Source organism: Lacticaseibacillus pantheris DSM 15945 = JCM 12539 = NBRC 106106, from assembly GCF_001311175.1.
Taxonomy (GTDB): domain Bacteria; phylum Bacillota; class Bacilli; order Lactobacillales; family Lactobacillaceae; genus Lacticaseibacillus; species Lacticaseibacillus pantheris.
Map to the genome: position 1 here is coordinate 1 of NZ_BBAI01000032.1, position 24,114 is coordinate 24,114.

Annotated in this window: 30 protein-coding genes and 1 pseudogene; 12 read left to right on the forward strand and 19 right to left on the reverse strand. The window is 54.5% G+C overall.

All coding sequences use genetic code 11. The features are described from left to right. Nucleotides 1–6: 6 nt before the first annotated feature. Nucleotides 7–150, reverse strand: coding sequence for a hypothetical protein (locus JCM12539_RS13260; protein ID WP_156302165.1), 144 nt, complete (start codon nt 148–150; stop codon nt 7–9). Further along, nucleotides 132–1,070 carry an ROK family protein gene (locus JCM12539_RS09450; protein ID WP_054650991.1) on the reverse strand — a complete coding sequence of 313 codons (939 nt, stop codon included), beginning with the start codon at nt 1,068–1,070 and terminating at the stop codon, nt 132–134. Before JCM12539_RS09450 ends, JCM12539_RS13260 begins: the two co-directional genes overlap by 19 nt. Nucleotides 1,071–1,291: 221 nt before the next feature. On the opposite strand from JCM12539_RS09450, the gene JCM12539_RS09455 reads away from it, so the two are divergent. From JCM12539_RS09455 to JCM12539_RS09475, 5 genes are read left to right on the forward strand one after another with little or no spacing between them, the layout of a single operon-like run. Beyond that, the gene (locus JCM12539_RS09455) at nt 1,292–1,555 is read left to right on the forward strand and encodes a GlsB/YeaQ/YmgE family stress response membrane protein (RefSeq protein ID WP_054651039.1); all 264 of its coding nucleotides are present in this window, start codon (nt 1,292–1,294) and stop codon (nt 1,553–1,555) included. A 12-nt stretch (nt 1,556–1,567) separates the two neighbouring features. Further along, nucleotides 1,568–2,107, forward strand: a complete 540-nt coding sequence (amaP, locus tag JCM12539_RS09460; RefSeq protein ID WP_054650993.1) for an alkaline shock response membrane anchor protein AmaP — start codon at nt 1,568–1,570, stop codon at nt 2,105–2,107. A 15-nt stretch (nt 2,108–2,122) separates the two neighbouring features. Next, entirely contained in the window at nt 2,123–2,320 is a 198-nt protein-coding gene (locus JCM12539_RS09465; protein ID WP_054650995.1) for a hypothetical protein, read from the forward strand. A gap of 2 nt (nt 2,321–2,322) precedes the next feature. Continuing rightward, nucleotides 2,323–2,712: an Asp23/Gls24 family envelope stress response protein gene (locus tag JCM12539_RS09470; RefSeq protein ID WP_054650997.1), complete on the forward strand. Its 390-nt coding sequence runs from the start codon at nt 2,323–2,325 to the stop codon at nt 2,710–2,712. A 20-nt stretch (nt 2,713–2,732) separates the two neighbouring features. Next, entirely contained in the window at nt 2,733–3,197 is a 465-nt protein-coding gene (locus JCM12539_RS09475; RefSeq protein ID WP_054651000.1) for an Asp23/Gls24 family envelope stress response protein, read from the forward strand. Between the two features lie 329 nt (nt 3,198–3,526). Here the strand turns inward: JCM12539_RS09475 and JCM12539_RS09480 are convergent, their stop codons facing one another. The 7 genes from JCM12539_RS09480 to JCM12539_RS09515 all read right to left on the reverse strand — a co-directional run bounded on the left by JCM12539_RS09480 (nt 3,527) and on the right by JCM12539_RS09515 (nt 7,964). Then, entirely contained in the window at nt 3,527–3,769 is a 243-nt protein-coding gene (locus tag JCM12539_RS09480; protein ID WP_054651002.1) for a hypothetical protein, read from the reverse strand. A gap of 74 nt (nt 3,770–3,843) precedes the next feature. Further along, entirely contained in the window at nt 3,844–5,034 is a 1,191-nt protein-coding gene (locus JCM12539_RS09485; protein ID WP_082405458.1) for an FAD/NAD(P)-binding protein, read from the reverse strand. Further along, the gene (locus JCM12539_RS14820) at nt 4,962–5,372 is read right to left on the reverse strand and encodes an FAD/NAD(P)-binding protein (protein ID WP_054651006.1); all 411 of its coding nucleotides are present in this window, start codon (nt 5,370–5,372) and stop codon (nt 4,962–4,964) included. The genes JCM12539_RS09485 and JCM12539_RS14820 overlap by 73 nt, the downstream gene beginning before the upstream one ends. Before the next feature lie 85 nt (nt 5,373–5,457). Next, nucleotides 5,458–5,853 carry a GNAT family N-acetyltransferase gene (locus JCM12539_RS09495; RefSeq protein WP_054651008.1) on the reverse strand — a complete coding sequence of 132 codons (396 nt, stop codon included), beginning with the start codon at nt 5,851–5,853 and terminating at the stop codon, nt 5,458–5,460. 294 nt (nt 5,854–6,147) lie between these two features. Continuing rightward, nucleotides 6,148–6,330 carry a hypothetical protein gene (locus tag JCM12539_RS14210; RefSeq protein ID WP_225350332.1) on the reverse strand — a complete coding sequence of 61 codons (183 nt, stop codon included), beginning with the start codon at nt 6,328–6,330 and terminating at the stop codon, nt 6,148–6,150. A gap of 17 nt (nt 6,331–6,347) precedes the next feature. Next, entirely contained in the window at nt 6,348–6,920 is a 573-nt protein-coding gene (locus JCM12539_RS09505) for an alpha/beta hydrolase (protein ID WP_054651012.1), read from the reverse strand. Between the two features lie 675 nt (nt 6,921–7,595). Further along, nucleotides 7,596–7,964: a winged helix-turn-helix transcriptional regulator gene (locus JCM12539_RS09515; protein WP_054651016.1), complete on the reverse strand. Its 369-nt coding sequence runs from the start codon at nt 7,962–7,964 to the stop codon at nt 7,596–7,598. A gap of 102 nt (nt 7,965–8,066) precedes the next feature. Between JCM12539_RS09515 and JCM12539_RS09520 the strand changes: the two genes are divergently transcribed. After that, complete coding sequence (locus JCM12539_RS09520; protein WP_054651018.1) at nt 8,067–8,657, forward strand: NAD(P)H-dependent oxidoreductase; 591 nt, start codon at nt 8,067–8,069, stop codon at nt 8,655–8,657. Between the two features lie 473 nt (nt 8,658–9,130). Here JCM12539_RS09520 and JCM12539_RS09525 read toward each other — a convergent pair whose 3' ends face one another. The 6 genes and pseudogenes from JCM12539_RS09525 to JCM12539_RS09550 form a co-directional block, all read right to left on the reverse strand. Beyond that, complete coding sequence (locus JCM12539_RS09525) at nt 9,131–9,835, reverse strand: ABC transporter ATP-binding protein (protein ID WP_054651020.1); 705 nt, start codon at nt 9,833–9,835, stop codon at nt 9,131–9,133. Next, a complete protein-coding gene (locus tag JCM12539_RS09530; RefSeq protein ID WP_054651022.1) occupies nt 9,828–10,613 on the reverse strand; it encodes an ABC transporter ATP-binding protein in 786 nt (261 codons plus the stop codon). The genes JCM12539_RS09525 and JCM12539_RS09530 overlap by 8 nt, the downstream gene beginning before the upstream one ends. A 15-nt stretch (nt 10,614–10,628) precedes the next feature. Then, a pseudogene (locus JCM12539_RS09535) lies at nt 10,629–11,563 on the reverse strand (branched-chain amino acid ABC transporter permease). A 9-nt stretch (nt 11,564–11,572) separates the two neighbouring features. After that, on the reverse strand, nt 11,573–12,451 hold the full coding sequence (locus JCM12539_RS09540) for a branched-chain amino acid ABC transporter permease (protein ID WP_054651024.1): 879 nt from the start codon (nt 12,449–12,451) through the stop codon (nt 11,573–11,575). A gap of 148 nt (nt 12,452–12,599) precedes the next feature. Continuing rightward, the gene (locus tag JCM12539_RS09545; protein ID WP_054651025.1) at nt 12,600–13,802 is read right to left on the reverse strand and encodes an ABC transporter substrate-binding protein; all 1,203 of its coding nucleotides are present in this window, start codon (nt 13,800–13,802) and stop codon (nt 12,600–12,602) included. 367 nt (nt 13,803–14,169) lie between these two features. Beyond that, nucleotides 14,170–15,531, reverse strand: coding sequence for an amino acid permease (locus tag JCM12539_RS09550; RefSeq protein ID WP_054651041.1), 1,362 nt, complete (start codon nt 15,529–15,531; stop codon nt 14,170–14,172). 469 nt (nt 15,532–16,000) lie between these two features. Here JCM12539_RS09550 and JCM12539_RS15285 point away from each other — a divergent pair, with 469 nt between their 5' ends. Both JCM12539_RS15285 and mmuM read left to right on the forward strand, forming a co-directional pair. After that, nucleotides 16,001–16,297, forward strand: coding sequence for a homocysteine S-methyltransferase family protein (locus JCM12539_RS15285; protein ID WP_369396098.1), 297 nt, complete (start codon nt 16,001–16,003; stop codon nt 16,295–16,297). Between the two features lie 47 nt (nt 16,298–16,344). Continuing rightward, nucleotides 16,345–16,926 (forward strand): homocysteine S-methyltransferase, encoded by a 582-nt coding sequence (gene mmuM, locus JCM12539_RS15290; RefSeq protein WP_369396099.1) that lies wholly within the window; start codon nt 16,345–16,347, stop codon nt 16,924–16,926. A 143-nt stretch (nt 16,927–17,069) separates the two neighbouring features. On the opposite strand, the gene JCM12539_RS09560 is transcribed toward mmuM, so the two are convergent. Further along, on the reverse strand, nt 17,070–17,405 hold the full coding sequence (locus JCM12539_RS09560; protein WP_156302166.1) for a helix-turn-helix transcriptional regulator: 336 nt from the start codon (nt 17,403–17,405) through the stop codon (nt 17,070–17,072). A gap of 566 nt (nt 17,406–17,971) precedes the next feature. Here JCM12539_RS09560 and JCM12539_RS09570 point away from each other — a divergent pair. The 4 genes from JCM12539_RS09570 (at nt 17,972) to JCM12539_RS12810 (ending at nt 19,334) form a co-directional block, all read left to right on the forward strand. Further along, nucleotides 17,972–18,202: a bacteriocin immunity family protein gene (locus JCM12539_RS09570; RefSeq protein WP_054651027.1), complete on the forward strand. Its 231-nt coding sequence runs from the start codon at nt 17,972–17,974 to the stop codon at nt 18,200–18,202. Nucleotides 18,203–18,326: 124 nt separating this feature from the next. Further along, nucleotides 18,327–18,632, forward strand: coding sequence for a hypothetical protein (locus JCM12539_RS09575; protein WP_054651029.1), 306 nt, complete (start codon nt 18,327–18,329; stop codon nt 18,630–18,632). A 93-nt stretch (nt 18,633–18,725) separates the two neighbouring features. Beyond that, nucleotides 18,726–19,040, forward strand: coding sequence for a bacteriocin immunity family protein (locus JCM12539_RS09580; RefSeq protein ID WP_054651031.1), 315 nt, complete (start codon nt 18,726–18,728; stop codon nt 19,038–19,040). A gap of 24 nt (nt 19,041–19,064) precedes the next feature. Then, nucleotides 19,065–19,334: a bacteriocin immunity protein gene (locus JCM12539_RS12810; RefSeq protein WP_056957111.1), complete on the forward strand. Its 270-nt coding sequence runs from the start codon at nt 19,065–19,067 to the stop codon at nt 19,332–19,334. On the opposite strand, the gene JCM12539_RS09585 is transcribed toward JCM12539_RS12810, so the two are convergent. From JCM12539_RS09585 to serC, 3 genes are all read right to left on the reverse strand, one after another. Next, a complete protein-coding gene (locus tag JCM12539_RS09585; protein WP_156302168.1) occupies nt 19,281–20,015 on the reverse strand; it encodes a LysE/ArgO family amino acid transporter in 735 nt (244 codons plus the stop codon). The two genes, JCM12539_RS12810 and JCM12539_RS09585, sit on opposite strands and share 54 nt — an antisense overlap. Before the next feature lie 564 nt (nt 20,016–20,579). After that, nucleotides 20,580–21,764 carry a phosphoglycerate dehydrogenase gene (locus JCM12539_RS09590; protein WP_054651035.1) on the reverse strand — a complete coding sequence of 395 codons (1,185 nt, stop codon included), beginning with the start codon at nt 21,762–21,764 and terminating at the stop codon, nt 20,580–20,582. Between the two features lie 21 nt (nt 21,765–21,785). Further along, a complete protein-coding gene (gene serC, locus JCM12539_RS09595) occupies nt 21,786–22,865 on the reverse strand; it encodes a 3-phosphoserine/phosphohydroxythreonine transaminase (protein ID WP_054651037.1) in 1,080 nt (359 codons plus the stop codon). Between the last annotated feature and the right edge of the window lie 1,249 nt (nt 22,866–24,114).

The following is a 24,114-nucleotide window of genomic DNA, read 5'->3' on the forward strand; positions in this document are numbered from 1 at the left end:
GGCCGCTCAACCGGAGCCACCGCGCCAGTACGACCAGCCACGAGCAGCGGTCACCGTGGAGCGGTCCACAAAGTCGTAGTACCCCGCGGCACCGCCACCGGCCAGAACCGCCGACCATCGGCCATCATGCTCTACCGGTGCACACCCCACTGGGTTTCCTCATCTTCACCGTTAACCTTCATCAGCAAATTGTACAACGCCCCATACATATTCGCGTCATTTTGGAATTTGCCCGCTAAGATTTCCGGTTGCACCAAAGTTCGGTCCAGCAGCGGCATCTCGCGTCGCGCCTGCTGGTACGCCGCGTTAATTTCCGTAATCACAATCAGTTGCGCCGAAATGCCACCACCGATGACAAACCGCTCCATATCAACCACCGACTGCACGTTCACAATCAGCAACGCCACTTCCCGACAAAAGTCCCGGAAAATACGCAGCGCATCCGGGTTGCCACCGTTAATCTGCTCGAACACCGCACGCCCATCATTTCTCGTTGGCAGGCCCAAAGCCGCTGAGACCCGTTCCACCATGCCGACCGCCGAGCCAGCGTGAAATCCGAGCAGACTTTGCTCGCTAAAGTCATGACTATCCGACATAAAGCTAAACTCACCCGCCTGGAAGTGTGAGCCCGTATACAAATGCCGGTTAATAATTAACCCGCCACCAATTGCGGTACCAAGCACGATGGCCGCACCGTTGACCACCCCGTGTAAGTTGCCCAGCCACATTTCGGCTAGTGCGGCCGACTTACCGTCATTCTCAACCGCCAGCGGCACGCCATCCGGAACGTGCACGTACTGTGGCAATTCCTTTTGGTCCAAAAACGGTACCATTCCACCGCCAATGACCAGTTCTTGTGGGTGCACTACGGTTCCCGGTACGCTGAAGGCGACACCCTTTAACCGCGACGCGTACCGATCAATAATTTGGTTCACCGTCTCGATAAAATCGTCAAAACTTTTGCGCGGCGTCGGCGTCGTGTGCTTTTCCATCAAGTTGCCAGCACGATCAATCAACCCGTACTTAATATTCGTACCACCCACGTCAATTGCCAAATAAATGTCAGCCATAATTTGGGCCCCCTTTTGCCACTTATCTACAACTCAATGATAGCGCTTTACCGGTATCAACGCACTGTTATTCTACCGTTCGATTTTGTTGCGGTCGATAAATGCAAATTATCATAATATAACTTATGCACAACATTAAGATTACTGTTGCTTTTCGATAATTCACCTTGTTAAGCTTGAATTAGGGGAGACACAGACCAACACACGAAAGGATGATTAACATGCTTAGTTTCATTTGGATGCTTATTGTCGGAGCCATCATTGGCGTTATTGGTCAGGCGATAGTGGGCCGGGACATGCCGTTGGGCTGGGTCGGTAACATTATCGGTGGGCTCGCCGGGGCCTGGCTGGGTACCCGCCTGCTGGGCGACTGGGGACCACACGTTGCCGACATGGCCATCTTTCCAGCCATTATCGGGGCGATTATCGTGGTCTTCATCGTGTCACTAATTATCGGTGGCATGCGCAGTCGCTCCCGTACGTAGGGGGACGAACCTATGCGCCCATTAACAAAGTTGTTTCTTGGCATTGTTGCAATTGTGGGTCTACTCGACGCGGCCGCCTTTGCATTACTACTCTGGCCCGTCCCGGAAGCCATGACTTACTACCAGGACCAATCCCAGTGGCTACAGCCGACGCTTTTGGCCCTAACTGGTGTGACCGCCGCGGTCTTTGTGATTATGTTGTTAGTCGCAATTTTGCGGCGGTCCACCACCAGTCGGCTGGCATTACAAACGCCATCGGGTGAACTGACTTTAGACCGCCGCGCCGTCGAAAACACGGTGACCAAAGCCATTGTCGCCCAACATCCCGTGGGCCAAGTGGACGTCAGCGTGACCATGCGCCGGCGTCAGGTGACCCGCATGCAGGTGAACGCAACATCCATTCAGCGTGACGGTCTCACCACGTTAGCCACCGATATTGAGCAGACGGCCAAAGACGCGGTCACGGCCAGCCTCGGCGTCCCCGTGAAACGGGTCAACGTACACCTCGAGCCGGCCAGCCAGCAACAGAAGGGCGCGGTACGGGTGGTTTAACCCGGAGGAGGCAATATGAGCAAAGAAATAGTTGGCGGCCTCACCGGCTGTGCCGCAATCATTGTTTGGTTACAATTCGGCTTTGGTGGACTCTTACTCGCCCTCCTTGGCGGCATTGTGGGCCTACTCGTGGCCCGCTACCTAGTCCCCAACTGGCCCGCAATTGCGCAATGGTTAACTGCCGGTAAGAACCTGTTCGACAAGGAAAGGTAGCGATGCATATGGAAACCACAACCAACGACTTGATGGCCAATAGTCGCCTCACGTTTGACGACCAGGTCATCACTAAAATCACGGCGCTCTGTGCGCACGAAGTTGACGGTATCTTGGGGATGGACGGCAACGTGATGGATACCATCGCCGACACTTTCACCAAGGGCGACAACACGGGCAAGGGCATCAAAGTAGACGTGGGCGAGCAGCAGGTGGCGATTGACGTCGATGTACTGCTAGAATTTGACCGCGACGCGCAGGCCCTCTTTCACCAACTTTGCGAGCGTGTGAGTGCGCGCATTAAACAAATGACCGGCCTCCAGGTGGTCGCCCTCAACATGAACGTGAAGGACGTGCTCACCAAACGCGAATGGCAGCAGCAAAACCGCTAACACGAAAGGATGACCCAATTATGGATACAATGAAAGATACAACAACCAAAGTAGACCAGGAACTGAAATTTGACGATGCCGTAGTGGCCAAAATTGTCGGCATTACCGCCAGCGAAGTTGCAGGCGTGTACTCGCTTGAAGGCGGAATGGTTGCTAACATGACCGGCTTCTTCCGCAAGGTCACCGACCCTACTAAGGGCGTGGACGTAAACATGGACGACAACCAGACGGTCACGGTATCGCTCGACGCCGTGCTCCACTATGGCGAAAACGCCCCATCCATCTTTGACAAACTGACCACCGCCATCGCGAAGAACGTCAAGCAGATGACGGGCCTGACGGTGACGGGCGTGGAGATGACGGTAAAGGACATGCTGACCAAGGAAGAAATTGCCCAGCAGAAGTCCGATAAGGAACGCAAAGACAGTAAGGATGAGGGACACGACCAGCATCCAGACCCTAAGCCAGCTCCAGCACCGGCATAAAGCGGCCGCAACAACCCTAACCTAACCACAAATGGCGAACACTGCTCGCCCCATCACGGGGTAACAGTGTTCGCCATTTGCATGTGGTGTTGAGGACTGTGCCAAAAGGCGGTTAGCTCCCGATATACAAGATGCATCAGTGTAAATCCTAAGTTCGGGATTTCCACTGACGCCGTCTTGTATATTAGTAAGCTACCTTTTGGCGCGCGACCACGATGTATCGTTCGTGTGCTAAAGGCTTCTGTCACAATCCTCCAAAAAAATTTCAATTTGGGGGTGAGTTTCTCGCGGCTGCACCCTCTATAACTGAAGAGAGGAATCGACAAAACCTACTCCACCGTCCCAAATATCTGCGCCGTAATCCGGTCAGCGCCCTTAATGACGGTGTCCGGTAAATCCGGGTGGGGGCTGGTCGTCGTAAACCAGTTCTCTCTCTCCGTGGGTACGCCCCAGAAGAAGATGCCCTGACTCGCCACCGTCCCGGGACGTAATTGCGAGCGGACCGGATCAATCGCTACGGCCCCCGTCTTTTTGGCGTCACCCTCAACGTCGATTGCTTGGGGATGCGCCAACTGCTGGTCAAAGAGGGAGCGGATGAGCGGATTGATCGTGGTTTCCGCGTTAATGGCGGGGAGCCGCGCCTCAACTAGGCAATCCGCAAAGTACTGTGTTTGCGGGTAGGTTTTGGACCACGTTTGAACCGTCCGGCTTGCGTGTCGAAACTGACCGCCATCTCGGGGCCCAAAATAGTGACAACGCCCGCCTGGACTAGCGCGCGTAACTCCTCAATACGGGTGTCCGGCGGTCCGACCGCCAAGTACCCGTCGGCCCGTTTGAACGTACTCAAAATGTAGTGGTAATAATCGTCACCGCTGAGTAGCCGCCGCTCAACAATGGCACGGATATCGTTCCGAATATCCCGGAGCACTTCCAACGCAGCGGCCGTTGGTCCCTCTTTGGTGCCGCGCTGCGCCGTCCGCACGTCATCCGTGAGGTAGGCAAGCATGACGTCCCGCTGATCACTGTACGGGTACTTCTTTTCCGGATTCAGTTGTTCGTCAAAGTTGAACTGGTCCTCCGGCCGGACGTTCGCCACCTCAATTAGGTGATCTGACCGACCAGTTTCCGCAAAGTTAGCCAGGAGCGCGGCCGCATCGGCATCAGGATACCGTTCTGGTAGTAGCACCTGGTAGTACGCGTACTCTATTTCTCGTTGAACGCGCTGTAACAGCTCCTTGCCGCTCAACGAACCTGGCTCCGTAAAACTGTTGATCCAGTCCATGTTCACAAACTGACCGACAAAGTCACTCTCCGCAGTCGTGTACACACCCTTGGCCCGTAACGGAAAGCCGCGGCGGGAGCCCGCCACGATTTGCGGTTCGCGTCCTGATGGCTGATACTGTAGCAACCCGTCATCGCCGCGGAAGTACCGCCCACCACGTCCCTGCGTGAGTAACGTGACGGCGTCAAAGAAATTGAGGCCAAGGCCGCGCAAAATAACGGTCGCATGTGCCTTGATGGCCGTAAAGTCATATTCCTGCGGGTGCGTCGGCGTCACGTAATGTAAGCCGTACTCCTGGGCAAACCGCGCCAGTTCGTGCTGTTCGGGTGACAACTCGTCCTCGGTGTGGCCGAGTGACATCACCACTTTGTCAGCCAGCAGCGTCGGCCCGGCCGTCGCCACTACGTACTGTCCGTCCTGGGGCGTAACCGCGCGCACCTCTTCCTGAACGAGACGCACCGTAACGCTGTCGGGCAACGACTTCAGCACGTACGCGTAGAACCACGCGGCGTATGCGCCGTAGAGACTGCGAGAAGCAAAGCCGTTCGGCCGAATCTCGCGATTTCAGCCAATAACGCCGCACTCTGCGCGGGCGCGTGCTCGACGATAAAGTCGCGGGCATCACGCTGCGTCCAATCGTACAAGTCCGGACCCGTCACAATGGGACCGGTAATCTGGTCCGTATGGTCGGCAAACAACGTTACGTTATTGGGGTTGGTGTTCATCAGCAGCGCGTGCGGTTGGTCTATTTGCCAAACGCGGCCGCCAACTCCGTACGGATCAATCACGGTCACCTGCAGGCGCTCAAACCGCTTTGTCTGGCGCTGCCATTCAACTAATCGCTGTAACTCCACCAGGCCGCGGGGGCCGGCGCCGATAATTGCAACGTGCATATTTGTTCAACTCCCTCATCAATTTATTCGTACTGGTGCCACGGATTACTTAACCACGCAAAGGTACGGCGGCTTAAAAGCCCGGTTACTCGGCCTTCCCGGGCCGCACATAGCCCCGATCGTTACGCGTGAAACCAAGGTGCGTGTAATAATCTGCAGCGGATGGTGACGCGACCAAAACCACGTTCTTGTCGGCACCCACGGCCTCGGTCACCAGGCCAATGAGGTGCCGTCCAATCCCCTGCCGCTCATAGTCCGCCACCACCGCCAGGTCAGCGATATAAATTACATCGGCATAATCCGTCAGCACACGGACAAAGGCGACGGGCCGCTGCCCATCCCAAGCGCTGATGAGCACGTCCGCGTTTTCAATCATCCCCGTCAGCCGGTGTTCATCATCCGTCCGCCGGTTGAGCCCGGACCCTTCAATCACCGTCTTTAAATCTGCCGGCCGCATTAAACCCGTTTTATAAGCTACCAATTCATTAACCTCTTAACGTTATTTTTAGTCAGTTTTTTTCAGCGCCGTGATCACGTACACCAGGTGCTAAGTCCCTAGACCATAAGCGTAACCCGCCGAGAATAATTATTCCAGCATGTAGCCCAACCTTACACATTATCGTGGGCGACGCTGGACCTCAACCAGCGGATCTGGCATCCCGAACGGACTGAATACACTGCCAGGATGGTTAACCGGCTCAAATAAGTGCCTTAATACAACAACGACCCTGACGCACCTACGTGGGCAGTCAGGGTCGTATTTTAGCGCCGTAAGTTAAATCCAGGTAGCGATGAAGTTCAGCACGTCTTTCTCCACGTCATCCAGGTACGCTTCGCCATGGCGCATTCCCGGCAAGAAGCGTGTGGTGACGGGAATCTGCTGGGCTACCAAAGCAGCTTCTAGTTGGAGCACCCCGTCATTCGGCACGAACTCATTTAGCGAGTTAGCCAGATACATGGGGCCAGCTTTGGCCGTCACGTGGTGGTACGGCGTGCCGAGGTGGTACTCCTTAGCAGCACCAAAGTATTGCTCGACAAAGCCCTTGTAGAATTCATCGTCGGCCCCATCCTGATCAATAGCCGTGGAGTCAGCGTCAGCGGGCGCTGGTGAGCCAGGGTGCCCACAACGTCGGGGTGCGCAGCCAGCCACTCCTCGATGTTGATGATGCCGGAAAGGGAGACGGCCGGCCAGCCATACTTCAGGCCCACCTCAACGGACATGTTACCACCGCTGGAGGCGCCCACAACGGCCACGTGGTCATCAATGCGGCCACTTTGCCGTAGCCAGGTAACCAAGCTATCCATGTCCACCAGCGGCGCGGGATACAGGTAATCCGGTGCGAGGCGGAAGTTGGGCACCACCACTTGGTAGCCAGCGTCCGCGAAGATCGAGGCTGCCTTGGTCTCTTTGCTCTTATCGCCCCGGAACCAGCCGCCGCCGTGAATTAGGAGGACGGTCCCCCGCTGCTCAGTGGTAGTCGCTGGATACAGGTCGGTACGCAAATCTAGACGCTCGTCGTACTGCACATCACGTTCAATTGACGTCATAATGACTTACCCCTCTCGTAGGTGCACTGCAAAGGAGCGTGGGCACCCCAATTGATAAATAACAACAGATTTCAGCAGGATGATGTAACCGTTACCACCCTAGTGCTATTATGATAATGCAATTAACAAAAAAAAATAAAGTCACATGGTTGACTATATCGGGTGAAGGTGAGGGTGGGGGTTCGGAACCTGCGGGCGGCGTTGGGGGTTGCGGCTTACGTGCCTTCCGCCGTGATTGCTACGGTAGGTGTTCACGACAGCGTTGGCCGGGTTGGTGAGCTACGGCTTCCGTGGGGTGCTCCATGGTAATCCACTGCTAGGGCGAAACCTCCAACTCACCAAGCCAGGTGAGTTTCCGGTGCGATTCCAAGCCCGTCCGGAAACCCACCGGCCGGTCTTGGAACTCGTCGCGCCGTACGTCACTACGTTCCTACGGCGTTACACCCCGGCAGTGGTTACCATTCCGACCCCACACGCCTACGCTCACCAGCCCGACCGACGCGGTCTCACGCTACTGTAGAAATCATTCATCTGGCGATAATTCTACTGATTTTTAATCATCGAATACACCTGCATGTTTTTACTGCTTGGAAATGTTCTAGTTATGCTCTACTGACGGAAGGCACGTAGGTGGGAGCCCCCGACACCGCTCGCAGGTCCACATGCTACATCAAATCACCCGCAATCACAGTTGCTTTTTTTGTGGACAACAGCCTGCCTCTCTCCCCAACTACAAATATCATCCATAACCGGAACGAGCGACTCGCCGCGCGCTGACAACGAGTACTCGACCTTTGGCGGCACCTGCGGATATTCCTTACGTATGACCAAACCGTCATTCTCAAGCTCTCGCAAAGTGTTGGTGAGCGTCTTAAACGAAATTGGGGCCAGCAGTCGCTTGAGTGCGTTGTAGCGAATCGGACCGTGGTTCAACGCCAACGCGTAGAGCAACTGCATCTTATACTTGCCGCCAATCAGTCGCAGCGTATAGGCAAAGCCCGTATCTTCCAACCGGTTTTCCGTGATGTAATCAATATCAGCCATCACACTCTCCTTTGGGTTAGTACCGCACCTTAATTACCGTACTTGTTCTGTCGTTCAGCATAACATATGCTGAAACCAATAACGAAAGGACGTGCGGACAAAATGAAAACAATCGTGTATACCCATCCGTATTCTGGTAGTTTCAACCATGCTATTTTGACACGCTTGACCGATTACTTTGAATCTGAGGGTCAAGATTATCAAGTAATCGACCTCTATCAAGATGGCTTTGACCCCCGTTATTCCGCTGAGGAGCTGCGTCTGTTCAGTCGCGGCGAGACACCTTACCAACTGGTCAAAGATTATCAGCGGATGATTGAACGCTCCAACGAGCTAATTGTCATCACCCCAATTTGGTGGTACAACATCCCCGCCGAGCTCAAGGGTTTCTTTGACAAAGTGATGTTAAGGGGCTTCGCATACGTGGAATCACCGGAATGGCGCGGTCTGTTGACGTACATCAACAAAGCAACCGTGATTACTACCTCCACGGTCCCAAAGGATTACCTTCAGCAGCAAGCGGGCGACCCAATCCAGGGCAATTTGATTAATCGAACCATTGCCGATCTTGGTATCGACCCCAGCAAAACCAACTGGATTCATTTTGGTGAAGTAAATCTAACCACGGACAAGGTCCGCAAGCAATTTTTGGCCGACCTCCCCAACCTGTACCGCGATGGCAAACAGAGTTAGTACAATATTGTGATGATGCCCGCTCTACCGACCGCGGGTATATGGACCACATTAGAATAAACAAACCCGTCCAGGATTACCCGGACGGGTTTGTTGATCTTACATATATAGACAGCACGCCCGCAATAATCAGGCTGACAGACCGAGGTGCAACCATAATGGTATTGAACCCATCGATATGACGGGAACCCGCGGGCGGGCTTGGGGACGGAGGCGTCGTACCCGGAGACGTAGTTGCTACGACCCCAGAGCGCTGTTCGAGCAAAGCGAGTTACAGCGGCAAATTCTGGAGACAAAGTGGTTTCCTTTGTCTCCAGAATTCGCGGGAGGACGGAACGTCCGGAGCGTGCGGGTGTAGCAACCTACGGCGGAGTACGTAAGCCGCAGTCCCCAAGTCCGCCCGCGAGTTCGCCCCACGTAAGCCGCAGCTCGCCAGCCCGACCAACGCTGCCGGCAACCACTACATTGGCCCCTCACCCACCCAGGTACGCGGCCTGGACCTGAGCGTCGGCGAGGAGTTCGGCGCCGGTGCCAGTCATTTTGACTTCGCCGCTCGCCAAGACGTACGCTCGGTCGGCAATGCTCAACGCCTGCGTCGCGTTCTGTTCGATCAGCAACACGGTCGTCCCCTGCTCGTGGATGGTCTTGATGATGTCGAACACCTTCTGAATGTAGATGGGCGATAGCCCCATCGACGGTTCGTCCAACAACAACAGCTTGGGCTTCGCCATCAGCGCGCGACCCATGGCCAACATTTGTTGTTCACCACCGGATAGCGTCGCCGCATCCTGCTTACGCCGTTCCGCCAGCACCGGGAAGCGCGTGAAGACTTCTTCCAAAGACGCGGAGATATCCGCCCCGCGTGGCTGGGTAAACGCACCCAGTTGCAGGTTTTCCAGGACGCTGAGGCCCTCAAAGACGTGCCGGCCTTCCGGCACCTGTGAAATACCCAACTGGACGATTCGTGACGCGCTCGATAGGTTGATCACCTTGTCCTCGTAGGTTACCGTTCCGGCTTTGGCGCGCATAATACCCGAGATAGTTTTCAGGATGGTGCTTTTACCCGCACCGTTTGCCCCGATGAGCGTCACAATTTCGCCCGTGTGCACCTCGAAGCTGACGTCCTTGACCGCCTTGATGGCACCATAGTTAACGACCAAGTGCTCGACTTTAAGCATGAACGCCACCCCCTAGGTACGCACTAACCACTTCCTCATTGGCCTTAATTTCGTCCGGCGTTCCGTCCGCAATTAGCTTGCCGTGATCCAGCACGAAGATGCGCTGGGCCAGATTCATTACCAGCGACATATCGTGCTCAATTAGCACCACCGTCACGTGGTAGTCCGACTGGAGTTTGCGAATCAAACGCATCAGGTCCGCGGTTTCTTCAGGGTTCATCCCCGCAGCGGGTTCATCCAGGAAAATCACTTGCGGCGACGTCGCCAGCGCGCGCACAATTTCCACGCGCCTTTGCTCACCATACGGCAAGTTGCCCGCCTCCGTGTCCGCGTACGGTGTGAGGTCAAAGTCGGCCAGCAACTGGTCGGCCCGTTCGCGTACGGCGGCTTCCTTCTTATAAAAGGACGGCAGGCGTAACATCGTCGCCACGAAACTTTCACGGTAGCTACTGGTCATGGCCACCGCCACGTTATCACGCACGCTCATATCCGCAAACAGGCGAATGTTTTGGAAGGTGCGTGACAACCCCAACTTGGCGACCTGGTACGCCGCCTTTTTGTTCAGCTCAACCGTCCCCTGCTCCGTGTGCAGGAGTACGCGACCGCTGGTGGGCGGGACCACGCTGGTAATCGCGTTGAACAGCGTGGTCTTACCCGCACCGTTCGGGCCGATGAGGGCAACCAGCGAGCCCCGTTCAACTTCGAACGAGACGTCGTCCACGGCGGTGAGGCCGCCAAAGACTTCGCTGACGTGTTGTAACTCTAGAATTGTACTCATTCTGTTCCCCCCACCTTACGTTTTTTTACCGACCCACCGGAACGACAGCTCGTGCCGGCCCAACAGACCGGACGGCTTGAAGACCATCAGCAGGATCAGCGCTAGTGCGTAAATGACCATCCGCAGGGTCCCGAAGTTCTGGAGCACGGTGTCAATCACGCCGAGCACCACGGCGGCCACGACGGTCCCGGTCATACTACCAATTCCACCTAACACCACAATAATCAGGATGGCAATGGTGTTCATGATACCAAAGTCGCTGGGGGCAATCGTCTGAATGTAGCTGGCGTGGAGCGAGCCGGCTACTGCGGCGGTTGCGGCACCAAAGACGAAGGTGGACAGCTTCCACTTTGTCGTGTTCAGGCCCACCGCCTCCGACGCAATTTCGTCCTCCCGCACCGAAATGACGGCGCGACCGGAACGAGCGTGAATGAAGTTGACGGTCATAATGAGGACGATACACATGACGACATACACAACCGGCCAGGTAGCGTACATCGGAATGTTGAAAATCCCGGACGGACCATTCGTGATTTTGAGGTTATTAATCACCACGCGGATGATTTCCGATGCACCCATGGTCGCAATTGCCAGGTAGTCACCACGCAGACGCAGCGTCGGTACCCCGATGATGATAGCGGCAATCACCGCAATCACGATACCGAGAACTACAGACAACCAGAAGCCCACGCGGTCGTCGCGTACTCGGTCAAAATCCCCGTAGCGTACGCGCCAATGGCCATGAACCCGGCGTGACCCAAGCTAAACTGGCCGGTAAACCCAATGATGAGGTTGAGGCCACTTGCAAGAATCACGTTAATACCGATGGTCACCAACGCGTTTTCGATGAAGGTGTTGATCAGGCCGGCGAACTCACACGCATCGATGATTGCAAAGCCGGCGATCATGATTAATAACCAAATTGCATTTGCCTTGATATTTCTTTGCATAGCGTTCACCTAGACCTTTTCCTTCTTGTTCTTGCCGAAAATCCCGGATGGCAGTACCAGCAGGATGATGATCAGGACCACGTACACCGCCGCGTCTTTGTACGCGGAGAGCCCCACAGCCTGCGTCGCCGTCTCGAGGATACCAATCAGGAAGCCCCCGATTGACGCGCCCGGAATGGAACCAATGCCACCGACAACGGCCGCAACGAACGCCTTAATGCCGGGCGTCATCCCCATCAGCGGGTCGATAGAGTTGTAATACAGCCCGATGAGCACCCCACCAGCACCCGCGAGCGCGGAGCCGATGGCAAAGGTGAAGGAGATCACGTGGTTGGGGTTAATCCCCACCAGCTGGGCAGCATCCGGGTCGTTGGCCACTGCCCGCATGGCTTTGCCCATCTTGGTCTGCTTAATGACAAACTGCAGGGCCACCATCAGGAAAATGGCCGTACCCAGAATGATGATCTGGATGTTAGAAATGCTGATGCCGGCCACGTGGTAATTATGTTGCTTGATGACCTGCGGAAAACTGCGGGCACTCGCACCGTAGAGGTACGACATCCCGTTTTCCAGAAAGTAGGACACCCCAATTGCCGTGATGAGCGCGGCCACTCGTGGTGCGTGGCGAAGTGGGCGGTAGGCCAGAAACTCGATGATGACGCCCACCAGCGCGGTAATCGCCATGGTCGAGATGAGCGCAAAGATAAAGTTGAAGTGCCAGTAATTAATGACAAAGTAGCCCCAAAATGCCCCGAGCATGTACACATCACCATGCGCAAAGTTCAGAAGCTTGATGATCCCATAGACCATCGTGTAGCCTAACGCCAGCAGTGCGTAAATACTGCCAAGCGAGATGCCGTTGATTAGTTGTTGCATGATTGTATGCACAAGCCGACCTCCTGTAAATTGACAACGGGTGGCCCCGCAACCTACCGTTACGCACGTTGCGGGTGGTCACACCCTGCGACGCACAAACAGTCCCGGGCCGTCACTTCACTAGGAAGCGCCCGCCCTGGACTGTTAATGCGCTGGGTCATTAGCGGCCCATGTTACTTAACTGAGTAGCCTTCACAATCTTGCCGTCAGTCATTTGTTCAATTGAAACGGTCTTTTCTGGGTTGTGCTTGCTATCAACACTCATCTTCCCGGTAACACCGTTCATGTTCTTGATCTTACCCATCGCCTTGGCAATGTCAGCCGAGTTCGTGGAGTTGGCCTTTTCGATTGCGGCCTTGACCATGTATACGGAGTCGTAAGACAGCGCGGAGAACGTTGGTGCTTCAGCGTTAAACTTCTTCTGGTAGTCGGACATGAACGTCTTAACCGTGCTGTTCGTGTCCGCGGACTTCGTGGAGAATGGCGTGCTGTAGTATACGTTAGTGGCGTTGCTGCTACCAGCAATCTTTGCCAGGGCTGGGTCACCCATACCATCGGAACCGATGATTGGTGCCGTGATACCCATCTGACGCGCCTGCTTAACGATCAGACCAATTTCAGAGTAGTAGCCAGGTGCGTAGATAGCGTCAAACTTCTTGCCCTTCAGGCTGGTCAGCGTGGCGTTAAAGTCCTTGTCGCCTTCCTGGAAGTACTGGGTGGAAACAATGTTGCCCTTAAAGTTGGACTTGAATGCCTTGGCCAGCCCGGTACCATAGTCACTCGAGTTATCAGCCAGGATAGCTACTCGGCGTGATTTGAGGGTTGTGTAGGCAAAGCGGGCAGCGGCACCAGCCTGGTAGTCGTTAGTGAAACATGCCCGGAATGCGTACGGCTGAACCTTGCCGCTCTTTTGCATCGTGTAGCCCGCGTCAGTAGCTGATGGTGTAACCATCGCTACGGAAGCCTTGGTGACGTTGGGGATAGCTGCTGTTGAGTCGTTCGTGGTTGCGGGCCCAACGACTGCGACTACCTTATCGTTGTTGACCAGCTGGGCGGCTACGGAAGCGGACCCGGTCGTAGACGACTTGTTGTCGCGATAGACGGCCTTCACCTTCATCTTCTTACCGTCAACTTTGATACCGCCGGCCTTGTTGATCTTATCAACGGCGAGCTCAATCCCCTTCTTCTGTTGCTCACCATAGCCCGCAACGGAACCAGAGAGCTCCATGTTAACCCCGATTTTGATGGTGTTGCCACTGGCGTTGTTACCCTTTGCCTTAGCTGAACTGGAACACCCTGCCATCACGGCCACCATAGCTGCGGCGGCAAAGCCCATTGCGATACGTTTGAAAGTCTTCTTCATTTTCCCGGTCTCCTTTAACCTATGTGGTTCCCCAAATTATGTGTGGTGCCTGACTACCTGGTACTTATGTGCCCACCCAACCAAAAACGGCGGGCCCCGCTTGCAGCAACTGCTGCAACAGGGTCCGCCGTTAACTTACCGGATGAGCCCCATTGCCAAAGTGAACAAGGACTCAATTAGCGATTAGAAATCGCAACCGGGTCCTTACTTCAACAACAAGGCTAGCAACGCAAAAGAAGACGAAGTATGGATGCTGTAGTGTTTTTAATAATCATGGCAATGTTCTCCTTTGCTTTGCTAATTCAATACGGCTAGTTTATTAGTGAGCGACAGCTTTGTCAACACATTTTACAATCTTTTTTTTAATTTAAGGCTTAGAAACGCTTTCGCGACGTCGCCGCCACGCTGCCCGGCCGTAGTAAAAGCCGTAACACAGCGCGATAAACGGCAACATGTACAGCAGGCTACTCCGTTGGTTGGGGTCAAAGACAATCAGGACGCACGACAGCAGGCTCATAATCAGTGCAGCCCATGGCACCACCGGGAAACCTGGCGTGCGGAATTTGAGTTCGCTATCCGTGTGCCCTTGCGCCAACCATTGCCGCCGGAAGTTAATTTCTGACAACGCAATCGCCATCCACACAATCACGACGGCCAGCCCGGAAATGGAAACCAACACGAGGTAAACGGTGCCGGCCGCCACCACGCTGGACGCTAGCGCGAGGATGCCGCCCACCATGCTGACGGCTAGAGCAAGCAGCGGTACGCCACGGCGGCTGGTCTGGGCAAAGCGGCGGCTAATCGTCCCCTCATGGGCCAACGACCACAGCATCCGCGTTGAGGCGTAGAGTCCCGAGTTAGCGGCGGACAGGATGGCAGTCAGCACCACGAAGTTCATCAGGTCGCCGGCAAACGGTAAACCCATGCGGTTGAAGACCAGGACGAACGGACTTTGGTTGACCCCCGCGTCCTGCCACGGAATCAGGGCCGCCATCACAAAAATACTGCCAATAAAGAAAATCACCAGCCGCATGAGCGTGGTGCGAATAGCTTGCGGAATGTTGTGCGCCGGATCCTTGGTCTCACCGGCAGTCACCCCGATGAGTTCGGTGCCAGAGAAGGCAAAGTTGACGGTTAACATCGTCGTGAATACGCCTTTGAATCCGGTAGGAAACCAGCCATCCTTAGTGAGGTTGTGTAATAACGGGGCGTGTTGGTAACCGTCCAGATGGATGACACCCACGATTGCCAGTGCGCCGAGCAGGATAAACACAACAATCGCCACCACTTTGATACTGGAGAACCAGAATTCAGTTTCGGCAAAGAAGCGGACGGACAGCGCGTTGGAAACGACGATTACCACCATAAACAGCAAGCTCCAGACCCACGTGGGCGACCCCGGGAACCACTTTTGCATCATCAACCCGGCTGCGGTGAACTCCGATCCTAGCGCGACGGTCCACGTCAACCAGTAGAGGATGGCGACCGTGAACCCCGTACCCGGCCCGATAAACCGGTCGGCGTACACGTGGAATGAGCCAGTCTCAGGCATAGCCACGGCCAGCTCGCCGAGGCACAGCATGACCAGGTAGACCACTACCGCGCCAATGCCGTATGCCAGGATGGTCCCAATCGGCCCGGCCTGGTGGATGGTGTAGCCGGAGCTGAGGAATAGCCCCGTACCAATCACCCCGCCCAGTGAAATCATCAATAGGTGGCGCGATTCCATTTTGCGTTGTAAAGTTTCGCGTTGTGCTGCCAAAGTAATACCCCCATAGTTATGTTCAACACGCCAAATCGCCCCAGGACGTCCGGAAGCGGTGCTATTGCCCCGGATAAAATTTTCAGGTGTCCGTCGGCGTGCTACAATATCATTAATACGCTTGTGAATCACTATCTCACTTTGGGGGTGGGAGGGGCAAGTAAAAACAGAGCGGAACAAACCGGGTTGAAAGCGGAGCGGAACTTAGTTTGGCCGAAAGACCCGCACTTGGTCTTTGGGACAAACTGAGTTACGTATAGCTTTCAGGTTTGAGGAGCTCGAATAAAAAAACAGAGCGGAGCCATGCGGTTAGAAGGTAGAGTGTAAGTGATACAGAGTGGCAGGCGGGTTTTGCCTGATACTTTGGATTGCTTACACGGCACCTTCTGCATGGCGGAACTCAATTATGAACAGCGCTCAAATAAGGCAGGCATCTATGCAGAATCCATTAACTAATCTACTTAACCAACGCCACTACCTGGTCAATGATGGCGCCATGGGTACGGAACTTGACCGTCGCGGTGTGGACACCAACAACAGTCTCTGGTCCGCACTCGCTTTGACCTCCGACCCCGACGCCGTGCAGGCCGTCCACGCTGATTACTTCGCGGCGGGGGCCGACATTGCGACCACCAACACGTACCAGGCGACCCCGCAAGGCTTTGCGCAGCAGGGCATCGACCATCAAGTTAGCAGCAAAATCATCACGGAAGCCGTGGCACTCGCCAGGTAGCCCGCGATTCCGCCACCCGTAGTCAGGAGCGCCTCGTAGCGGGAAGCGTGGGCCCGTACGGTGCGTTTCTCGCTGATGGCAGTGAGTACACAGGTAAGTACCAGTTAAGTCCCGTCCAGTACCACGACTTTCACCTGATGCGGATGCGGGCATTGGCGGCCGCTGGCGTGGACCTCTTTGCCTTTGAAACCCAGCCTAACAACGATGAGGTGACTGCCCTCGTGGAACTGCTGGGGCAGGAATTTCCTGACCTCACCGCTTGGGTATCATTTAGTATCAGCGACGCTCACCACCTCGCCGATGGCACACCACTGGCGCGGGCGGCGGCAGCACTGAACGACAATCCACAAATTGAGGCTGTGGGGGTTAACTGCACCGATATGACCATGATTGCCCCCGCTCTCCGCGTCCTGCGGCGGGCCACCGAAAAGCCGCTGATCGTGTACCCGAATAACGGTGATACGTACAATCCCAGCTCCAAAACCTGGGTAACGAACCCGCACGCGGCAAGTTTCACCGACCTCGTCCCTGAATGGGTGACCGCCGGGGCCGCAATCATTGGCGGCTGTTGCCGGACGTCCCCGACCGATATCGCGACGATTCGCGTGGCGATTGACGAGTTGGAATGATTGAAGGCTGAATATAGATATTGAGCTTACGCTGTTCTTAATTGGTACATTGAAAGGGCGTGTACACCCGGGAAAGTATCCCGGACGTACACGCCCCTTTTGCATTATTTTTGCGTTACGTAGCCATCCTATCAATATCGGCGCTACGCGGTGGCCCAATCGTACTGCTTCAAATATTTCTGATCATCTGGCTTACTGCTCCGAGTCGGTTTGTCAGTATGCGCTAGACGGTACTGAACGTCCAACGTTAACAACATACGCGCCGGAATACCCGTAACCTTCTCAATGGATAACGCTACGGTTGGAGAAATAAACGCTTTTCGGTGTAGGACTTGCGAAAGATGTTTCTCCGAAACGCCGATTCGTTTTGCAAAGTCCGCATGCTCAATGTTCTGGAAGGCGAGCGTTTCCTCAATGGTGTCGGCTGCGGAAAAATCGCCAATATCTGTCGGGGAAATTTTGTTGTTTCGATTTAGCATAATAAATACCCCTCCTTAGTGATAATCTTCAATTTTAACGATGACTATAGTTACCGCGTCAGCCGGCTTCGTTGTCAGTTCATCAAAGCGATCATAACCCTCAATAATCATTCTCCAATTGGGTCCAACGTCGACCGCAAAATGATTATCATAATTTCCATGTAGTGGATGCAGGCGGGCCGGTGGTAATCTGGAAATATCGTCAAGGGTACTCGCACTTTCAAACTCGGAAAGTCGCTGACCAATTCGTTTAGAGTGATCGCTGCCAAATTTTTTTAACTCGCAATCTAGCATCATTTAAAACTTTAGTTAGCTTAACCGTTTCGCCAAAGTATTCCATGCTCTCTACCTCACGCTTCCACTTTACCACATAGGTAAAGTGACGTCAATTACGCTTAAATTTCACATTCAATTAACCGTACATCAATTACACCAATATGCCTAAATCATGGCGTTAATTTGTCGCAGACAATCTCGCACTAGATGTATACTGTCCTTGTAAACATCATCAATATAATATTCATAATTAAAGTTCCATCTAACACTGCATCATGGAGGTTAATTTCATGGATCAAAAGAACGTACAGCGTGAAAAAGTCGCGCATCTGATTGATGATTTATACAACCAACTGGCAACGGACGGTGACAGCAAAACTATCGAAATTCGCGAATCGTTGCTTAAGGCTTACCGGCACCTAGACCGCAAGAGTCCGGAAGTGACGGCTAACCATCTGGCTAACTATCTCCGCTTTACCGGCTATACCGAAAAAAATTGCCTATACACAAGCCCAGGATGAGGTAATTTCTCAACTGAGCCAGTTAGGCCAAAGCGCCGGCCTGAACGGTTCCTACAAAACGGCGTACGGCGATAAAAGTCAGTTTTAGAAACTTTGTTCCTTAACCCACAAAGAAGGCATAGAAATGGAAGCAAAACAAAAACTCATTGCGAAAATGTTGGAACTGCAACACCTATTTGAACAACAAAATGACTCCGACTCCAAACAAATCGTGGCCACCATCAAACAGACCGTAGCTCGTACCGCCGACAAGAAAATTCAGGGCGCCAATGTTGCACCACAAGTAAAACCAATTAGTCACATCATCAGGACTAAAATGAGTGCGGACAACTACCAACTGACGCTAGAGCAACGGACTACCCTCTTTGACATGGAGGGGCTAGCCGAAGATATTGCCAACAAGTTCATGTCCGGCATCCCCAACCTGTAACGCAACACCTGCTACCGGATGGTGCCAAATATTAGCTGTTTACCACTGAGGCTCAATCAATTAGTCCTGCAATCAAACTGGGAGGTACATATTATGAAGTCAGTTAAAAACACATCGTCCAAAGTAAAATGGTTTAGCGGTGGCAACGACCGCCGTCAGCAGGCCATTGAAATCATTAATAAGTTGATTGATTGCCCGGAAGTGAACCAGTCCGACGCGCTATTATCGAAACTGGATGGGTACCGCGAAGAGCTCACCCAACAAAAACAGTCCGTACCGTTTATCCTCAGCCGCATGAACGTAGACGTCGGCAAGTCCATCCAGGATAATAGTGTGACACTATCGGACACTGCCAACGCACTAGTCGACGAACTGGGTCAACTGAGTCAAATCCACTGGGGTTACTAGACCCCATAGAAGGAAGGCACAGCCATGCCCAAAGACACAGATTACTATCAACACATTAGTCAGCTGGTGTCGACGGCGTTGAACGACCCCGACATTGCGGCCGACCAACACCTGGTCGCCTTGTTACGCAAAGTGGACGCCGCGGCCGCTGACAACCAGAAATTTTACGATGACCGGCGCAAATTCCAACCGACAGTGTCACTTTACGCGTTGGAACACCATAATAAAGTGCCCGCCGAACTATTGGACTTGCTCAAGTACGTTGACACGCCTAATTCCTGGAGTGGGTTCTAATGCACAAATTGAGGCAGGCAGAAACAAAGTAACATCTGGTAGCGGAACGTCACTAGGGTTACCTAAATAATCATCATGACCGCTTTGCCCACCAGCGTCGCACCATAAATCATGACGATGGCGCCGGAAATGATGTTGACCCAAAGTAGAAACCGCCGTGGTAGGCGGTTTTTTTAGTGTGCCAATCACTAACGTAATGCCGAAGAACCACAAAACCGTGCTGGAAAGAATGCCCAGCAAGAACGGCAACACCTCGCTATTGGTGAGCGTACTCCGCATCGCGCCAAAGGAAACGCTGGTGTCGATAATCGCCTGCGGGTTGGCAAAGGCGACGACCCACGCACCCGTGAACGCCTCTTTGAGTGGCATCACCGCGTCATCATTACCAATGGTGGTGGCATTTGCGCTGCGTAAAATCCCCCAGCCCATCCATACCACCACTAAGCCACCCACCAGCAGAATGACCAGTTTCAGCCACTGGTAGTGGGTAATGATGGCGCCCATCCCCAGGAAGGCCACCACGGTCAAAGTAGTGTCGGCAATCCACACAAAGACTGCAATGAGCAGCGCCCGAGGGAGGCGGTTGCTCATGGCGCTATTGAACACGAATAAGTTTTGCATACCGATAGAACTAACGAGTGCGATGCTGATGAGCATCCCCCTTAAGTAGACTGACAACATTATGTGTACCTCCCACGCTATTGGGTATTGGTGTGTTGTGGCGGCGGGCGGGGTGTGGCCTTGCGGAAACTTTAGGGCAACTTGCTACGGCAATCGGGTTTTATCGCTACTCAGAGTGGTAAGTGCTACAGCGCTCCCGCGTTACTCGTGCGTATGGAAACGAGCTGCGCCCCGCAGAAACTTGCGCGTAACCCGCTACGGCAATGAAGCCAAGCCCGGGCTTCACCGCTACTTTAACGGCTAGACGGTACAGCGCTCCCGCGTTACCCGTGCGTATGGAAACGAGCTGCGCAGGCCAGAAAGCGACGCATAAGCTACTGCCACCAAAAGGCCAAGTGCGGGCCTTTCGGTGGCAGTAACTTATGCTCTGCTTTCTAAACGGCCTGCTCCGCTCTCTAACAAAAAGCACCCACCCCACAACCTTCCAGCGCCATGCGCCGTGCCTACGATTGTGAGGTGAGTGCCTAAGCCGACCGCCCGACGACGGACCGACCCAATAGCTATTTAATTAATAAGTTATTTACGATACTACACAAGCGCATTTTGCTTGTCAATGGCCGCCCGCTAAATTACCTGTGGCTCCGGCCGCCGCAACAACCGCACCCGGTACACCGCGTCAATCTGCTTTAACTTCCCCAGCAGCTCCGCGTCCTGCGCCCCAGTGAACTGGTTAACGTCAATAATACTGTACGCCACGTCGTCCCTTGCCGCGTTGCTCATGCCCTCAATGTTAATTCCCCGCTGCGCCAACATGGTCGCAATCTGCCCAACCATGTTCGGCTTGTTTTGGTGCATCAGCGTCAACCGGTACTGCGTCGTGAACGGCACCTGCAACGTCGGCAGGTTCACACTGTGGTTCACGTTCCCCGTCTCCAGGAAGCTCATGATGGTCTGCGCCCCCTGCACCGCGCCGTTCGCCTCCGCCTCGAGCGTCGAGCCACCAATATGTGGCGTCACCACCACATCATCGCGCCCCAGGATCACGTCGTCGCCAAAATCGGTCAGGTACTGTCGCAGCCGGCCCTCGTCCAACGCGTGCACCACGGCTTTGTTGTCCACGATGCCACCCCGGGCAAAGTTGAGGAGGACGCTGTCCGGCCGCATCATCGCCAGCTCTGCCGTGCTAATCATCCCCGTGGTTTCCTCGTTTTTCGGTACGTGCACCGTCACGTAGTCCGCGTTCGCCAGCGCCACCGCCAACGTCCGTGCCCGTACGGTGCTCGTGGGAATATGCCAGGCGTCGTCCGCCGACAGGTACGGGTCGTAACCCACCACCTTCATCCCCATATCGCTGGCCGCGTGGGCAACCAACGCCCCCACGTGCCCCACGCCAATGACTGCCAACGTTTTGCCCATCAACTCGGTGCCGTTGAACTTAGTTTTGTCGTGCTCCGTCCGCGTCGAAATGTCGGCGCCGCTATTGTGGCCGGCGTACTCCGCTGCCGCAAAGACGTTGCGGGCCGCCGCCACCAGCATCGTGATGACCAGCTCCTTAACCGCGTTGGCATTGCTGCCGGGGGTGTTGAACACCGCGGTACCGTTCGCCGTCGCCAAATCCAACGGAATGTTGTTGAATCCCGCGCCGGCACGCGCAATGACCTTCAAAGCAGCGGGCAAAGTCGCGCCGTGTAAGTCCACCGACCGGATCAGGTACGCGTCCGCGGCGTCCGTCTGGTTGACCGCGTAATTGTTAGTAAACGAATCGAGTCCCACCTGTGCAATGGCGTTAAATGTCTTTACTTGAAACATAATCAGTCCTCCTGTACGCGTCTACGCGTGATCCTTTTCAAAGTGGTATAAGCAATCGATCAACGCGTCCACTGCCGCTAGTGGTAGCGCGTTGTACAAACTGGCGCGCAGGCCGCCCACGCTTCGGTGGCCCTTCAGGTTCATCAAACCCGCCGCCTGGCAGGCCGCAATGACTTGCGCATCCAAATCCGCGTCGCCCGTCATAAACGGTACGTTGGTGAGGGATCGCGCGTTGGAGGTAACTGGGTTGTAAAACAACTTTGATTCATCCAGAAAGTCGTATAGTCGGCCCGACTTTTCCCGGTTGCGCCGCTCCATTTCGTCCACGCCGCCCTGCTCGCGCAGCCACTGCAGCACCAACCCGCACGCGTAGATTGCGAAAACTGGCGGGGTGTTATACAAAGAATGCTTGTCCATAAACAACTGGTAATTCAACATGCTGGGCAAGTGCGACACTTGGTGAACCAGGTCGCGCCGAACGATAACAATCGTTACGCCGGCGGGGCCCAAGTTCTTCTGTGCTCCCGCAAAGATGAGGCCAAAGTCGCGGACGTTATACCGTTCGGCAAGAATGTTGGACGACATGTCCCCCACCAACGTGGTTCCGTTTGTCGCGGGTAACTGATGGAACGCCGTGCCCTCGATTGTATTGTTCGTGGTGATGTGGAGGTAATCGTACGTGCCGGCGGTTAATGGGTGTGCCAACTCCGGGAGTGTGTGGTAATGGTCAGCTTTGGTACTGCCAACCACGTCCACTTTGAACCCCAGACTGGTCGCTTCGTCGCCGGCCCGCACCGCCCAGTGACCGCTGTCGAGCAACGCAATGCGCTGGTGCGTGGTGGCGAGGTTCAAAGGTGCGGCGGCAAACTGACCGGTGCCGCCGCCCTGCATCCACAGAACGGCGTAATCGTCGGGAATATCCATCAGCGCCCGCAAATCGGCCTCCGCGCGCTCAATAATGTCGGTGAATGCAGCCGAACGGTGAGAAATTTCCGTGATGCTCATTCCGGAACCACCGAGTGATGGCAGTTCGCGCTGAATCTGGTTGATAACCGGTTCCGGCATGACGGCCGGACCGGCGGCAAAGTTGTATGTAGGCATGATGCTACCTCCTTTGGGGGTGTGTGCGTTAGTGGCGGGGAAATAGGTTTGAGGCCTGGGATGGGGTTTGGGGCGGAGAGTTGGACGGGAAACGCGCTACGCAGAAAGCGACGCATAAGCTACTAACACCAAAAGGCCAAAAATGGGCTTAACTGCAGCCGCAATTATAGTAATCCATGTCGCTTGACACGCAACTGTTCTCGTTCTGGCTACGGACAAAACAGTAACCACGACAATGTCCCGGAGGTGCTCCCGTGTTACTCGTGCGTATGAAAACGAGCTGCGCAGGCCAGAAAGCGACGTATAAGGTACTATCACCAAAAGGCCAAGTACGGGCCTTTCGGCGATAGTACCTTATACTCTGCTTTCTAAACGGCCTGCTCCGCTCTCTGCTTCGAAAACGAGCTGCGCCCCGCAGAAACTTGCGCGTAACCTGCTACGGCAATGAAGCCAAGCCCGGGCTTCACCGCCGTAGCAGGTTACGCTCCAGTTTCTACCCGCGGGGCTCCGCTCTCTACAAAAAGTCCCCCACAGCCATTCTGTGAGGGACGCGAATTTACGGTTATATCGTATATCGCGGTCTCACAGTAAGTGTGGTTAGCACCTGCGAGACCGTTCGGGAAGCTCAAAAGACAGTCTACACAAATGCGGTGGTAGACCGTGATGATGAACTGAGGATGTGCATACGTAATTTAAACATGTGATTTTCCTCCATTGCTTCCGATGGGACAAATTTATCAGAGTTATTCAGAACTGTCAATTGAACATTTACTCGTCAAACGTCTAAATCCCAACCACAGCATGAATTGGAGGTTATGAGATATCCTGCTAACATGTAGTTAATATCTATCACCGGACGTACTGATATGATAGTGGTAATTGACCAAATTATCCATAAATCCGTTCGCAAGCGCGGCTCTGACCGGTCGGGGGTACCGTGGTTTTTGGAGCCGACTGGGACTTGAACAGTGAACATCCACCGTTGGTCGTACTGGCGTGGTGGTGGAGGTTGAGCGGCTGGTCCCCGCGACGGCTGCATGCCCGTAGTTCTGTAGGTTTACTTCCAGTTGACGCTTTAGCGTCTTACTGGGAGTTAACTCGCCGGTCTGGCAAGGCCAGCCCTAGAGCAGATCGACGTACAGAATCAAATTGGCTAGACCGAGCGGGTTTTGCTCGGGCTACGGCAATTCGCGGTAGCCCGGCACGGGCGTGAGCGTGAGCGTGAGGCACGTAGCCGGTCGCGGGGACC

What these genes read in the sequence shown, in the direction of transcription:
- JCM12539_RS09465 (WP_054650995.1), top strand. Translation starts at nt 2,123, where the DNA reads ATGAGCAAAGAAATAGTTGGCGGCCTCACCGGCTGTGCCGCAATCATT.
- JCM12539_RS09575 (WP_054651029.1), top strand. Translation starts at nt 18,327, where the DNA reads ATGGAAGCAAAACAAAAACTCATTGCGAAAATGTTGGAACTGCAACAC.
- JCM12539_RS09530 (WP_054651022.1), bottom strand. Translation starts at nt 10,613, where the DNA reads ATGAGTACAATTCTAGAGTTACAACACGTCAGCGAAGTCTTTGGCGGC.
- JCM12539_RS14210 (WP_225350332.1), bottom strand. Translation starts at nt 6,330, where the DNA reads ATGTATCTGGCTAACTCGCTAAATGAGTTCGTGCCGAATGACGGGGTG.
- JCM12539_RS09450 (WP_054650991.1), bottom strand. Translation starts at nt 1,070, where the DNA reads ATGGCTGACATTTATTTGGCAATTGACGTGGGTGGTACGAATATTAAG.
- JCM12539_RS15285 (WP_369396098.1), top strand. Translation starts at nt 16,001, where the DNA reads ATGCAGAATCCATTAACTAATCTACTTAACCAACGCCACTACCTGGTC.
- amaP (WP_054650993.1), top strand. Translation starts at nt 1,568, where the DNA reads ATGCGCCCATTAACAAAGTTGTTTCTTGGCATTGTTGCAATTGTGGGT.
- JCM12539_RS09505 (WP_054651012.1), bottom strand. Translation starts at nt 6,920, where the DNA reads ATGACGTCAATTGAACGTGATGTGCAGTACGACGAGCGTCTAGATTTG.
- JCM12539_RS09455 (WP_054651039.1), top strand. Translation starts at nt 1,292, where the DNA reads ATGCTTAGTTTCATTTGGATGCTTATTGTCGGAGCCATCATTGGCGTT.
- JCM12539_RS09580 (WP_054651031.1), top strand. Translation starts at nt 18,726, where the DNA reads ATGAAGTCAGTTAAAAACACATCGTCCAAAGTAAAATGGTTTAGCGGT.
- JCM12539_RS09525 (WP_054651020.1), bottom strand. Translation starts at nt 9,835, where the DNA reads ATGCTTAAAGTCGAGCACTTGGTCGTTAACTATGGTGCCATCAAGGCG.
- JCM12539_RS14820 (WP_054651006.1), bottom strand. Translation starts at nt 5,372, where the DNA reads ATGCACGTTGCAATTATCGGCGCCGGCCCCCGCGGCCTGGTGGAGTTA.
- JCM12539_RS12810 (WP_056957111.1), top strand. Translation starts at nt 19,065, where the DNA reads ATGCCCAAAGACACAGATTACTATCAACACATTAGTCAGCTGGTGTCG.
- JCM12539_RS09545 (WP_054651025.1), bottom strand. Translation starts at nt 13,802, where the DNA reads ATGAAGAAGACTTTCAAACGTATCGCAATGGGCTTTGCCGCCGCAGCT.
- JCM12539_RS09520 (WP_054651018.1), top strand. Translation starts at nt 8,067, where the DNA reads ATGAAAACAATCGTGTATACCCATCCGTATTCTGGTAGTTTCAACCAT.
- JCM12539_RS09550 (WP_054651041.1), bottom strand. Translation starts at nt 15,531, where the DNA reads ATGGAATCGCGCCACCTATTGATGATTTCACTGGGCGGGGTGATTGGT.
- JCM12539_RS09515 (WP_054651016.1), bottom strand. Translation starts at nt 7,964, where the DNA reads ATGGCTGATATTGATTACATCACGGAAAACCGGTTGGAAGATACGGGC.
- JCM12539_RS09475 (WP_054651000.1), top strand. Translation starts at nt 2,733, where the DNA reads ATGGATACAATGAAAGATACAACAACCAAAGTAGACCAGGAACTGAAA.
- JCM12539_RS09570 (WP_054651027.1), top strand. Translation starts at nt 17,972, where the DNA reads ATGGATCAAAAGAACGTACAGCGTGAAAAAGTCGCGCATCTGATTGAT.
- JCM12539_RS09590 (WP_054651035.1), bottom strand. Translation starts at nt 21,764, where the DNA reads ATGTTTCAAGTAAAGACATTTAACGCCATTGCACAGGTGGGACTCGAT.
- JCM12539_RS09470 (WP_054650997.1), top strand. Translation starts at nt 2,323, where the DNA reads ATGCATATGGAAACCACAACCAACGACTTGATGGCCAATAGTCGCCTC.
- JCM12539_RS09585 (WP_156302168.1), bottom strand. Translation starts at nt 20,015, where the DNA reads ATGTTGTCAGTCTACTTAAGGGGGATGCTCATCAGCATCGCACTCGTT.
- serC (WP_054651037.1), bottom strand. Translation starts at nt 22,865, where the DNA reads ATGCCTACATACAACTTTGCCGCCGGTCCGGCCGTCATGCCGGAACCG.
- JCM12539_RS09560 (WP_156302166.1), bottom strand. Translation starts at nt 17,405, where the DNA reads ATGCTAAATCGAAACAACAAAATTTCCCCGACAGATATTGGCGATTTT.